The 12267-nt window shown below is 65.5% G+C and carries 13 protein-coding genes; 3 read left to right on the plus strand and 10 right to left on the minus strand.

The window, feature by feature from the left end:
- Positions 1 to 7: 7 nt before the first annotated feature.
- From AC1DZY_RS07435 to AC1DZY_RS07455, 5 genes are read right to left on the minus strand one after another with little or no spacing between them, the layout of a single operon-like run.
- Complete coding sequence (locus tag AC1DZY_RS07435) at positions 8 to 652, minus strand: DsbA family oxidoreductase (RefSeq protein ID WP_476819445.1); 645 nt, start codon at positions 650 to 652, stop codon at positions 8 to 10.
- A gap of 39 nt (positions 653 to 691) precedes the next feature.
- A complete protein-coding gene (locus AC1DZY_RS07440; RefSeq protein ID WP_476819446.1) occupies positions 692 to 1744 on the minus strand; it encodes a lysine-2,3-aminomutase-like protein in 1053 nt (350 codons plus the stop codon).
- Positions 1741 to 2805, minus strand: a complete 1065-nt coding sequence (gene epmA, locus AC1DZY_RS07445; protein WP_476819447.1) for an EF-P lysine aminoacylase EpmA — start codon at positions 2803 to 2805, stop codon at positions 1741 to 1743. Before epmA ends, AC1DZY_RS07440 begins: the two co-directional genes overlap by 4 nt.
- Before the next feature lie 11 nt (positions 2806 to 2816).
- Positions 2817 to 3134: a BrnA antitoxin family protein gene (locus tag AC1DZY_RS07450; RefSeq protein ID WP_476819448.1), complete on the minus strand. Its 318-nt coding sequence runs from the start codon at positions 3132 to 3134 to the stop codon at positions 2817 to 2819.
- Positions 3115 to 3387, minus strand: a complete 273-nt coding sequence (locus AC1DZY_RS07455; RefSeq protein WP_476819449.1) for a BrnT family toxin — start codon at positions 3385 to 3387, stop codon at positions 3115 to 3117. Before AC1DZY_RS07455 ends, AC1DZY_RS07450 begins: the two co-directional genes overlap by 20 nt.
- Positions 3388 to 3531: 144 nt before the next feature.
- Here AC1DZY_RS07455 and efp point away from each other — a divergent pair, with 144 nt between their 5' ends.
- Both efp and AC1DZY_RS07465 read left to right on the plus strand, forming a co-directional pair.
- The gene (gene efp / locus AC1DZY_RS07460) at positions 3532 to 4101 is read left to right on the plus strand and encodes an elongation factor P (RefSeq protein ID WP_476819450.1); all 570 of its coding nucleotides are present in this window, start codon (positions 3532 to 3534) and stop codon (positions 4099 to 4101) included.
- Positions 4102 to 4212: 111 nt separating this feature from the next.
- Positions 4213 to 4731 carry a DUF1993 domain-containing protein gene (locus AC1DZY_RS07465; RefSeq protein ID WP_476819451.1) on the plus strand — a complete coding sequence of 173 codons (519 nt, stop codon included), beginning with the start codon at positions 4213 to 4215 and terminating at the stop codon, positions 4729 to 4731.
- Between the two features lie 208 nt (positions 4732 to 4939).
- Here AC1DZY_RS07465 and AC1DZY_RS07470 read toward each other — a convergent pair whose 3' ends face one another.
- From AC1DZY_RS07470 to hpf, 5 genes are all read right to left on the minus strand, one after another.
- Entirely contained in the window at positions 4940 to 5596 is a 657-nt protein-coding gene (locus tag AC1DZY_RS07470) for an MBL fold metallo-hydrolase (protein WP_476819452.1), read from the minus strand.
- A gap of 32 nt (positions 5597 to 5628) precedes the next feature.
- Positions 5629 to 5955 (minus strand): hypothetical protein, encoded by a 327-nt coding sequence (locus AC1DZY_RS07475; protein ID WP_476819453.1) that lies wholly within the window; start codon positions 5953 to 5955, stop codon positions 5629 to 5631.
- Entirely contained in the window at positions 5952 to 7568 is a 1617-nt protein-coding gene (locus AC1DZY_RS07480; RefSeq protein ID WP_476819454.1) for a fumarate hydratase, read from the minus strand. Before AC1DZY_RS07480 ends, AC1DZY_RS07475 begins: the two co-directional genes overlap by 4 nt.
- Positions 7569 to 7702: 134 nt before the next feature.
- A complete protein-coding gene (ptsN, locus tag AC1DZY_RS07485) occupies positions 7703 to 8164 on the minus strand; it encodes a PTS IIA-like nitrogen regulatory protein PtsN (RefSeq protein WP_476819471.1) in 462 nt (153 codons plus the stop codon).
- Between the two features lie 86 nt (positions 8165 to 8250).
- Positions 8251 to 8838, minus strand: coding sequence for a ribosome hibernation-promoting factor, HPF/YfiA family (gene hpf / locus AC1DZY_RS07490; RefSeq protein ID WP_476819455.1), 588 nt, complete (start codon positions 8836 to 8838; stop codon positions 8251 to 8253).
- A gap of 441 nt (positions 8839 to 9279) precedes the next feature.
- On the opposite strand from hpf, the gene AC1DZY_RS07495 reads away from it, so the two are divergent.
- Positions 9280 to 12267: beta strand repeat-containing protein (locus tag AC1DZY_RS07495; protein ID WP_476819456.1), on the plus strand; the 2988-nt coding region annotated here is incomplete at its 3' end.

Below are 12267 nucleotides of genomic sequence, written 5' to 3' on the forward strand. Positions count from 1 at the left end.
CGGGCGCTCAGGCCGCCTCGCTCATCACCTTCCGAAAGACCTCGGCCCAGACATCACCGGTCTGCGCTCCGGAAACCGCGAGCTTGCCGTCGATGATGAAGAACGGCACGCCGGTGACGCCGACCTTGCGGGCATGATCTTCCAGGCCGATCACAGTCTCGCGCAACTCATTATTGGACAGTTCGTCCCGCGCTGCCTGAGCCTCGAAACCCTGCTCAACCGCGATCTCGACCAGCGTCTCGATGTCGCCGATGTCACGGCCTTCCTGGAAATAGGCCCTGAACAGCGCGGCCTTCATCTCGCTGCCCTGCTGCACGGTCGAGGCGGCGGCGACCAGCATATGCGCCATGCGCGTGTTGACGCTTTTCTTGACCTTGGCCCAGTTGAAGGTGATGCCGCTCTCAAGCGCGGCTTCAGACAGCCTGAGCTCGATTTCCTTGCGCTTTCCCGGACCGAATTTTTGGTCGAGATAGGCGGTGCGGTCCATGCCGGCGTCCGGCATGTCCGGGTTCAGCTCATAGGGCAGCCAGGTGATGGCGACGCGATCGGTCAGGCCGTGGGCGGCAAGCGCCTTCTCCAGCCTGGCCTTGCCGACGAAGCACCAAGGGCAGACGACGTCGGAGACGATCGCGATGGGCATCTTCTCTTGCATGATCTTTGTCCTTCAAGAGCTGTGAGCGGCGATGGTGCGTCAGGTCGGCGGATAGCGATGCAAACCGCCATGGCGATCCTCGGCTTGCGCCTCCGCGACAGGTGTCTCGCAACCCGACAGGAAGGCGGGGCCGACCGGAATCTTGCCCGCACCGCCGGGGATGTCGAGGATATAGGTCGGCTGGCAGAGGCCTGAAAGATGGCCACGCAGGCGTTTGACGAGGGCCTGCCCCTCCTCCAGCGAGAGCCGGAAATGCGAGGTGCCTGGCGCAAGGTCCGGGTGATGCAGGTAGTAGGGCTTGACCCGGTTCTCCACGAAAGCGCGCATCAAGCCCGAGAGCGTCTCGACATCGGCGTTCACACCCCTGAGCAATACGCTCTGGCTGATCAGGACATGGCCGGCGTCGGCGAGACGGGCCAGCGCGGTGCAGGCGGCGGGCGTGAATTCGCGCGGATGGTTGGCGTGGATCGCGATATAGCTCGCCTTGCCGGGCACTCGCAGCGCGCGGGCATAGTCCGCGGTGATGCGCTCGGGCTGGACCATCGGCACGCGCGTATGCCAGCGCGAAACCTTGATATGGGTGATCGCGGCCAGACGCCTGGCGATCTCGCCGATCCGACGGGCCGAGAGGATCAACGGATCGCCGCCGGTCATGATCACCTCCCAGATCTCGGGACGGGAGGCGAGATAGGCCAGCGCGGCGTCGAGCTTTTCGCCGATCAGCGCATCGCCTCCGGGGCCTACCATCTCGCGGCGAAAGCAGAAACGGCAATAGACCGGGCAGGCATGGACGAGCTTGAGCAGCGCCCGGTCTGGATAGCGATGCACCAGACCCTCGACCGGCGAATGCGCCTCGTCGCCGATCGGGTCGGCAAGTTCCTGCGGCAGCGTGACGAGTTCGTCGGGGCCGGGGATGAATTGCCTGGCGATCGGGTCGGCGGGATCGCCTGCGTCGATCAGCGCCGCCATCGCCGGCGTCACCGAGACAGCGTAGCGCGCGACCACGGCGTCGAGTTCGGCACGCCGCTCCGGCGCGACGAGGCCGCGTTCGAGCAGCGCGTCAATGCTGCGCAGAGGCTGGTGGATCGTCATGCCCCTCCCCTGCCCGGTTGCGCGACCGGCGTCCAGAGCACGTCCTCGATCGCGCGCGCATGGGTGCAGAGCATCACCAGCCGGTCGAAGCCGAGCGCTATGCCAGAAGCTGCCGGCATCTGTGCGAGAGCGGCGAGGAAATCCTCATCGACCGGATAGCGCTCGCCATAGATCCGCTGTTTCTCTTCCATATCGGCCTCGAAGCGCCGGCGCTGCTCGGCCGGGTCGGTCAGTTCGCCAAAGGCGTTGGCGAGTTCGACGCCGCAGGCATAAAGCTCGAAACGCTCGGCGACGCGCGGGTCGCCGGGCTTGGGCCGCGCCAGCGCCGCTTCGGATATCGGATATTCGCATAGGATTGTGGCGCGGCCGATGCCGAGACGGGGCTCGACCTTCTCCGACAGGATGCGGCTGAAGATATCGGACCATGTGTCGTCGGCGGCGACGCGGATGCCGGCTTCCGTCGCATCGGCGGCGAGACCGTCCCTGTCGACGTCGTGGTCCGCCGTCACCGTCCGCAACAGGTCGATGCCGGCATGGCGCGCGAAGGCCTCCTGCAGCGTCAGGCGCTCGGGCTCCGCGAAAGGATCGGCCTCGACCTCGCGCCAACGCAGCATCTTGGCGCCAGCGGCCTGAGCCGCCTCGGCCAGCAGCGCAGCGCAGTCGCTCATCAGCGTCTCGTAGTCCTCGCCGGCGCGATACCACTCCAGCATCGTGAATTCGGGGTGGTGCAGCGCCGTGCGCTCCCTGTTGCGGAAGACGCGGGCGAAATCGAAGATGCGCGGTTCGCCCGCCGCCAGCAGCTTCTTGGCGGCGAATTCCGGCGATGTATGCAGGTAGTAGGGGTGGCGCGCCCCGGCATCATCGATCAGCGTGGTCGCAAAGCCGTGCAGATGGGTCTCGTTGCCGGGCGACACCTGCAGGATCGCCGCCTCGACCTCGACGAAGTCGCGCTCCTCCAGCCAGCGGCGCAGCGCCGCCTTGATCCGCCCGCGTGCCAGCAGCGCCGGCCGGCGATCAGCATGGATGTCGGGCCGCCAGAAGGGCGGGGCATAATTTGCCATGAATGGCGTCTTCAGCCTGCCTGCTTCAACAGCGCATCGCGCAAAATATCGTTGATCCGCGTCTGCCAGCCCGGCCCGCCAGCTTTTGCCCGCTCCAGCACATCTTGGTCGAGCCGCAGGCTGACGAGCTTCTTGGTCGGCGCATGCTGTGGTCCGCGTTCGCCGCGGCGGCGACGATGCTCGCGCATCATCGCGACGAGTTCCGGCGGCAGCACCTCGTAAGCAGGACGCATCAGGGCAAAATCCGCCTTCGTGAGCTCGCGAACCTCGCCCTCGGCATCCGTGAGCGGCGGAAGGTCGATCTCAGCCTTAGCCTGATGCTTGCTCATATTTCGCAATCTCCCTTGCATTGGCCTTGCGAAAGCTGATGACGCGGATGCCATCTTGCGTGGGCGTGAAGCAGACCACGAACATGCGGCCTCCGATCAACCCTGACGAGATGAAGCGGCGTTCCGGATAAGCGAAGCGCTTGTCCTCGTTCGTCTGCGCCGTTTCCCAGGCAAAATCGTCGACAAGCGTGAAAGGCAGCCCGCGCTCGCGGATATTGCGCTCGTTCTTTGCCGGATCAAAACTGAGCTTCACGTTTTAATTGTATCTACAAACCCCCAATGTCAAGCGCTGCAAAGGATGCCTTGCCGAGACCGCTTCCGTTTTCGACCCCGATGCGGTAGTTGCGCGGCAACGAATTCGCGCGGCACTGCCGCGTTCAGGTCAAGGAAGCACCACGTGGTCAAGGTCATCGCCTCCTCCGTCCGCAAGGGCAACGTGCTCGATCTCGACGGGCATCTCTGCTCGGTCCTCTCGGCCGAGAGCTTCTTTCCCGGCAAGGGCACGCCGACGACGCAGATCGACATGCGCCGTATCCATGACGGCACCAAGATGACGCAGCGCTACAAGACGACCGAGCAGGTCGAGCGCGCCTATGTCGAGGACCGCGACTACACCTATCTCTATCAGGACGGCGAGCAGTACGTTTTCATGAACCCCGAGACCTTCGACCAGATCAATGTCGATGGCGACGTCGTCGGCGACATGGCGCCCTATCTCCAGGAGGGCATGAAGGTGACGCTGTCGGTGTTCGAGGAGAGGGCCGTTTCGATCGAACTGCCGCAGCGTGTCGTCGTCGAGGTCGCCGAGACCGAGCCGGTGACCAAGGGCCAGACCGCCTCGTCGTCCTACAAGCCCGCGATCCTGGTCAACGGCGTGCGCACCTCGGTGCCGCCGCATATCGGGCCGGGCGTGCGTATCGTCGTGATGACCGAGACCGGCGCCTATGTGGAGCGTGCCAAGGACTGACGAAACCGCGACGATTGCTTGCTGCGCGCTGCTGTAAAACGCCGCGCAGCAACTATATCGACGACGCGACGGGCCCAGCCGGGCCCGTTTTCGTTTCCGAGGATTTCGCCCATGCCGCTTTCAGTCCAGTCCGCCGCTTTCGCCGGCTTCAACCAGACGCTCAAGGCGCTCGACGCCATCATCGACAAGACCGTGACCCAGGCCACGGAGCGCAAGATCGCTCCCGAGGTGCTGCTAGGCTCGCGGCTCGCGCCGGACATGCTGCCCTTCACGCGACAGGTCCAGCTGACCTGCGATTTCGCCAAGAACGCAGCTGCGCGCGTCAGCGGGGCCGAGAACCCGAAGATGCCCGACGAAGAGAAAAGCTTCGACGAACTGAAGGCGCGCATCGCCAAGACGCTGGCCTTCGTCGCAAGCGTCGATGAAGCGGCGCTCGATACCGGCCTGGGCAAGGATGTGACCTTCCCGCGCGGCCCCTCGGCCACCGTCACGATGAAGGGCGAGAAGTATCTCACGCAGTTTGCCGTGCCGAACTTCTATTTCCACGCCACGACCGCCTATGCGATCCTGCGCGAGAACGGCATCCAGGTCGGCAAGAGCGACTTCCTGCTCGGCGTTCTTGACGCCTGAGACAAAGCGCCCTTGAAAACGCCGCAATGATCCCCCATATCGGGATCACGGCGATGTCGAGGGCGTTCCACTGTCCTCCAGCGCCGCTGAAGACGGCCATGAGCCGAACGTGTGACGCCGGATGTACGCGCGCCCGTTCAGGTACATGGCCGTTGGTTCTTCCAGGGCCCGTAGCGGATCTCCGCTGCGGGTCTTTTCGTTTTTGCGTTCAGTCCTGCAGGAACTCATTGCTCGCCCGTTCCGCGCCGAGCGTGCTCGCCGGGYCATGGCCGGGCAGGAACTGGACATCGTCGCCGAGTGGCAGAAGCTTGCTCTTGATGCCTAAGATCAGCGTGGCGTGGTCGCCATAGGGGAAGTCTGTCCGGCCGACCGAGCCGGCGAAGACCGTGTCGCCCGCCAGCAGGAAACGGACCCCGTCCTGAAAGAAGGTGACGTGGCCCGGCGTATGACCGGGAACGTGCAGCACCGAGAAGGCGACATCGCCGATCCTGACCTCGTCGCCCTCGACGAGCCAGCGCGTCGGGGTCACGGCCCGGATGCCGCGCATATCGAAGCGCAGGCCAGAGGTCGGCAGTTCATCGAGCAGGAATTTGTCGGCCTCATGGGGGCCGATGACGGGCACGGACAGAGCATCGGCGAGGTCGGCCGCGCCGCCGGCATGGTCGATATGGCCATGGGTCAGCCAGATCGCGACCGGCTCGACCGAGAGCTCGGCCAGCGCCCGCTGGATCTGGGGAACATCGCCGCCGGGATCGACGATCGCGGCCTGCATCGTCCTGGTGCACCAGACGATCGAGCAGTTCTGCTGGAATGGCGTCACCGGCACGACGGCGATGCCAAGGGGCGATTCAGGCTGGTCGGTCATCGTTTCTCGCCTTTCGGGGCTCGTCTCGAAAATCAGCGCTTGCCGCAACGATCGGCCAGCAGCACGCGGTAGTCGGCAAGCGAAGCGTCCATCAGGCCGACGTTCTCCTCGCGTTCGCGCCCGCTCTGGCAGGTCGCGAAAACGGCGCGGGATTTCTGCAGAAAGGCGACGTGCTCGCGAAACGCGCGACATTGAGTCGGCTGGTCGGCTGTGGCTACGGCCGTCAGCCGCGTCTGCTGCTGGCGCAGGCCGGCCTCGTTCTGGAACAGGTCGCGCGAGCATGTCGCGGGCCTCACCTGGGCGAAGACGGGCATCGCAGCCAGGCATGCGACACCGATCACGGCAAGCGCGACCCTCATCCGAGATTCAGCTCCTTGAAGAAGTCGTTGCCCTTGTCGTCGATGACGATGAAGGCGGGGAAATCCACGACCTCGATGCGCCAGACTGCTTCCATGCCGAGTTCGGGATATTCGAGGACCTCGACCCTGGTGATGCAGTCCTGCGCCAGCCGCGCGGCCGGACCGCCGATCGAGCCGAGATAGAAGCCGCCATGCGTCTTGCAGGCCTCGCGCACCGCCGCCGAGCGGTTGCCCTTGGCGAGCATCACCATCGAGCCGCCAAAGGACTGGAACTGGTCGACGAATGAGTCCATGCGGCCAGCGGTCGTGGGTCCAAACGAGCCCGAGGCCATGCCCTCAGGCGTCTTGGCCGGGCCGGCGTAGTAGACCGGGTGGTTCTTGAAATAATCGGGCATGCCCTGCCCGGTCTCGAGCCGCTCGCGGATCTTGGCATGGGCGGAATCGCGCGCGACGATGATGGTGCCGGTCAGCGACAACCGCGTCTTGACCGGATATTGCGACAGCTTCGCGAGGATCCCGCTCATCGGCTGGTTCAGGTCGACCTCGACGACGTCGCCGCCAAGCGAGGCGTCCTCGACCTCCGGCAGGTATTTCGACGGGTCGGTCTCAAGCGCCTCCAGCCAGATGCCGTCCTTGGTGATCTTGCCCCTGGCCTGACGGTCGGCCGAGCAGGAGACGCCGAGCCCGATCGGCAGGGAGGCGCCATGGCGCGGCAGGCGGATGACGCGCACGTCATGGCAGAAATACTTGCCGCCGAACTGCGCACCGACGCCCAGCGACTGCGTCAGTTTGTGGATCTCCTCCTCCATCTCGATATCGCGGAAGGCATGGCCGGAGGGCGAGCCCTTGGTCGGCAGCGCGTCGAGATATTTGGTCGAGGCCAGCTTCACGGTCTTGAGGTTCAGCTCTGCGGAGGTGCCGCCGATGACGATGGCGAGGTGATAAGGCGGGCAGGCGGCGGTGCCGAGCGTCAGGATCTTCTCCTTCAGGAAGGCGATCATGCGGTCCTTGGTCAGGAGGGAGGGCGTCGCCTGGAACAGGAAGGTCTTGTTGGCCGAGCCGCCGCCCTTGGCGACGAAGAGGAATTTGTAGGCGTCCTCGCCTTCGGCATAGATGTCGATCTGGGCCGGCAGGTTGGTCGCGGTATTCTTCTCCTCGAACATCGAAAGCGGGGCGACCTGCGAGTAGCGCAGGTTGCGCTTGAAATAGGCGTCGGCGACGCCCTCACCCAGCGCCGCCTCGTCATCGCCATCGGTCCAGACCTTGCGGCCCTTCTTGCCCATGATGATCGCCGTGCCGGTGTCCTGGCACATCGGCAGCACGCCGCCGGCGGAGATATTGGCATTCTTGAGCAGGTCGTAGGCGACGAACTTGTCGTTCGAGGTCGCCTCAGGGTCGTCGAGGATTTTTGAAAGCTGGGCGAGATGGCCCGGCCGCAGCAGATGGTTGATGTCGATGAAGGCCTGTTCGCTGAGCCGCCTGATCGCCTCGCGCGAAACGGTCAGAACCTCGCGGTCGCCGAGTTTCTCGACGCTGACGCCCTCCGTGCCGAGCTTGCGGTAGGGCGTTGCATCCTCACCGAGCGGAAAGAGATCGACGTGGGTATAGGCCATGGGCGGCGCTCCGGGCGTTTGGCGCGTCGCTTGAGAATTCGTTCCGCGCGACACAAAATCTGCCCGGCGTCATAGCGGCTCGGCGAACGCAGTCCAAGCCCAGCCTTGAACGCTTCCAGGCTTCTAGCCGAGGGCTACGCCGCCTTCGCGGCCGATTCTGCCAGGATCGCGTAGATCGCGGCGGGGTCGCGGGCCATGCGGACCTGTTCGAGCACGGCGTGGTTGCGCAGCACGCGGGCGACGCGGGCCAGCGCTTTCAGATGGTCCGCGCCGGCGCCCTCGGGCGCGATCAGGACGAAGATGATGTCGACCGGCTGGCCGTCGAGCGCGTCGAAATCGATCGGCTTCTCGGCGCGGGCGAAGAGACCGACGAGCCGGTCGATGCCGGGCATTCGGCCATGCGGTATGGCGATACCGTCGCCGATGCCGGTCGAGCCGAGCCGCTCGCGCTGCAGCAGCGCCTCGAACAGTTCGCGCTCCGGCAGGTTGGTGATGCGGGCCGCGTGCTGGGCCAACTCCTGCAGCGCCTGCTTCTTGCCGTTGGCCCGCAGCGGCGAAATCACCGCAGCGGGGGTCAGGAGATCGATCAGCGTCATAAGCCAGTCCATGCATGTCCCATGCCGGGCTCATGGCCCTCCTGCACAGGTCAGTCTTGACAGCCGGGGCTGTCTCGCGCCGGCCTTTACGAAAGCGACGCCGGTGGATCGATCCACCCGATATTGCCGTCGCGGCGGCGGTATACGACGTTCATGCGGCCATTGCCAGCATGGCGGAAGATCACGACCGGCGCGCCGGTCATGTCGAGTTCGGCGACGGCATCGACGACGGTCAGAACATGCAGGGATTTGGTCGATTCGGCGACGATCACCGGATTGTCGCCCTCGGAACCGGCTTCGATATCCTCGATTTCGTCGTCCGGGGCCGCAATCACATAGCTGGGGATTTCGATGCCGCCGTCGCGACCATTGCTCGAGGCCGAGCGATCCTTGAGCCGGCGCTTGTAGCGGCGAAGCCGCTTCTCGATGCGCTCGGCCATCTTGTCGAGGCTGGCATAGGCGTCGTGCGCCGTGCCCGAAGCCTCGAGCGTGATGCCCGAGGAGAGATGCAGCACGCCGTCGGTCTTGAAGGCGGTGCCGTCCTTTCCGACGGTGACGTGCCCCTGATAGCCGCCCTCGTAATATTTGCTGAGCGCGGCGGCGACGCGGGCCTCGGCCTGCCCGCGCAGGGCCTCGCCGACATCGATGTTCTTGCCGGAGATTCGCAAGCTCATGGAGTGCTTCCCCTTGTTAGCCATGGCCAGTGATCGGCCATCTATCGGAGCTAAGAACTGGGTAGGGGTGATGTCAATGAGCCGACGGGATTTCGCTCCGCCCAGCCGTGGCGGCAGCCAATGCGATGCTTTGCACCCGATGCAGGGCCTCGTGGCGTGCGAGCCGATCAAAATGTAGCCATTATGCAACAATGTTGGGCATCGTTAACCAGCTGTAAACAAACAACGCAAAGTTACTTTCAAAATCGCGCACATGCTGTTTCCCTAGCGTGAGCTGGGGGGATTCTGACGCGCGTCGGAACCAGCCAAGAAAAACTTGGAACCGACGATACGGCGGCAGTCCGCGCAATGCGCGCTCCAGCTCCGGAATCGGACGAGCCGATCAGACCACGCCGCTATCCCGCGCGGTGCGACGATCGGCTCGAAGCTGGGGAATGGCCTATGTCCACCGCGTTTCGTTTCACCGCCCGCAATAGCCGCTCGGCGCTGTTGCAGAAAACCGCTCTCGTCGGGGGCGTGCTGGCGGCGATGCTATTGACGGGAGCCGCGCCGGCTTCGGCGCAGAGCACATGGACAGGAGCGACGCCCGACTGGAATACGGCTGGGAACTGGAATCCCGCAGGCGTTCCCGCTGGCGGCGACGTGGCGCAGTTTCTCCCAAATGGCGCGGTGATCAGCGTGTCGACGAGCGCAAACACGCAGATCGGCGAGATCGACTTTCTCGCCGGAGCGGCCGGTTTCACCATCACGCTGGGGGATGATCTGACGGTCAACAATGCCGCAGGCGTCGTCAACTCGTCCGGCGCGAACCAGACCATCAGGACGGGAGCAGGCGGCCAGACCATCTTCCTGAACGGGCCGACCGGCGCCCTGGTCACCTACGATCTTACCGCTGGCGGCACCATCCAGCTCAGAAGTGGCTCCATCGGCGGCGATTCGGCCTATGAACTCGGCGCCGGAGGACTCCTGGCGCTGGTTGGTGCGGCATCGACGGTCACGATCGGCTCGTTGTCAAGCACCACAGGCGCGGTGTCGAATAACAACGGCGCCCCGGCGACGCTCATCATCGGCACGCTCGGCACCAGCACGACTTTTGGCGGCACCTTCTCCCAGGCAGCCGGATCGATCTCGATCGAGAAAGTCGGCGCGGGAACGCTGACCCTAACGGGCGCCAACGCCTACACGGGCACGACGACGATTTCCGCCGGTACGCTGCAGATCGACAATGGCGGGATCACCGGGACGCTCGGCACGGGCAACGTCGTCAACAACGGCGTGCTCGCATTCAACCGCGGCGCAGGCGCCACGCTGAACGTTCTCAACGTCATTTCCGGGACCGGCTCGCTGACGAAGCTCGGCGCCGGCACCGTGGCGCTGCTCGGCGCCAACACCTATTCAGATACGACGACGATTTCCGCCGGCACGCTGCAAATCGGCAATGGCGGGACGACCGGGACGCTCGGCACGGGCAACGTCGTCGACAACGGTGTGCTCGCATTCAACCGCGGCGCAGGCGCCACGCTGAACGTTTCCAACGCTATTTCGGGCACCGGCTCGTTGACGAAGCTTGGTATAGGCACTGTGGCGCTGCTCGGCGGGAGCAGCTATTCGGGCCTGACGACGATCAGCGCGGGCACATTGTCGGTCGGCGGGGGGATGGGCGTCACGGCGTCGCAGAATCTCGGCGACGATTCCGCGACGAACGGCGTGGTTCTCGATGGCGGCAGGCTGAACGTCACCAGCGTGGCGGCCGAGACCTTCGCCCGTCCGGTCAGCGTCACTGCCTCGGGCGGCGAGATCGCCAACGTCGCGTCGTTGACGTTGACGACCGGCGTGACCTTCACCGGTCTGCTGAGCAAGTCTGGGGCAGGCACGCTGGTTCTGAACGGGGCCGGCACGGGCGCGGGCGGGCTGTCGGTTCTCGCTGGTGGGCTGCAGATCGGCAACGCGTCGGCGCTCGGCACCGGCACGCTCAGGATGGCCGGCAACACCTCGCTGATCGCCTCGCCCAGCAATGTCTCGGTTGCCAACGCGGTCATCCTCGACGGCAGCGTCAGCGTCGTCACCAACAACAACACGCTGTCGCTGACCGGGGCGATCTCGGGCGTCGGCCGGCTCGACAAGAACAATGGCGGCACGCTGAACCTCAGCGGCGCCAACAGCTTCGCCGGCGGGTTTGGGCTGAATGCCGGCACGCTCGGCGTCGGCAGCAACACGGCGGTCGGGACGGGGCAGATCAACGTCGCAACGGCGACGACGCTGCAGGCGCTGGGCAATGTGACGCTCGCCAACGCGATCCGGTTCAATGCCAGCGCGGGCTTCGGCACCGCCAACGCCGTCTTCGACACCGGCGCCAATACGCTGACGCTCAACGGCGTGATCTCGGGAGCAGCCGTCGGCATCGAACAGACGCCCTACGGCCTGACCAAGACCGGCACGGGCACGCTCGTGCTCAACGGCGCCAACACCTATACCGGCGCGACCGTCGTCAATGCCGGCAAGCTCGTCGTCGGCGCGGACGGCACGACCGGCGCCACCATCGCCTCGTCGAGCAGCCTCACCATCGCGGCCGGGGCGACGATCGGCGGCAACGGCGCGACGCCGACGCTGACCGTCAACGGCACGATCTCGCCGGGCAATTCGGTCGGCACGCTCAACATCAATGGCGGCCTGATCCTCGGCGCATCCTCGACCACCGTGATCGAGATCGAGGGCGCGACCTCGGACCGCATCAACGTCACCGGCACGGCGGCGCTCAACGGCACGCTGCAACTCGTCGCGGCAGGTGGAACCTACAGCTTCGCCACGCCCTACACGATCCTGACCGCGACAGGCGCACGCACCGGGACCTTCGCCACGGTCAACACCACCGGCAGCTTCGGCGTCGGCGTCACCTCGGCCGTCGCCTATGGCGCCAACAACGTCCAGGTGACGCTGACGGCGGCCCCGCTGGTGGTTGCGCCCACGCCGACCCCGGCCACGCCCGCAGCACCGGTCACACCCGTTGTCACGGCAACCGCTCCCGTCTTCGGGTTGACGCAGACGCGCAACATCACCGCAGTCGCCTATGGCCTCGATCGCGCGGTCGCGGGCGGCGCCAATGTGTCCTCGCTCTTTGCCGTCTACAACCAGCCGACCCGCGCGGCGCTGGCGGCAGCAGTCAACACCCTCTCGGGCGAGATCCACACCGCCACGAGCGCGATCGGCTATCGCGCCTCTGACCAGTTCCTGCGCGTGATGCTCGACCCCTACGCGATCGGCCGCGATGGCCGCATGCTGGGCGGCGGCGCGAGCGACTTCACCGCCGATCTGCCCAGCCGCAGGGGCCCGGTCCCCGCGCCGACGCTGCGGATCGAGCCGAGCTACAATGTCTGGGCCGCCGTCTTCGGCGCGACCGGCACAACCAATGGCGACGCGACCGTGGTGGGC

It is taken from the genome of Allobosea sp. P2_A10, assembly GCF_056405115.1.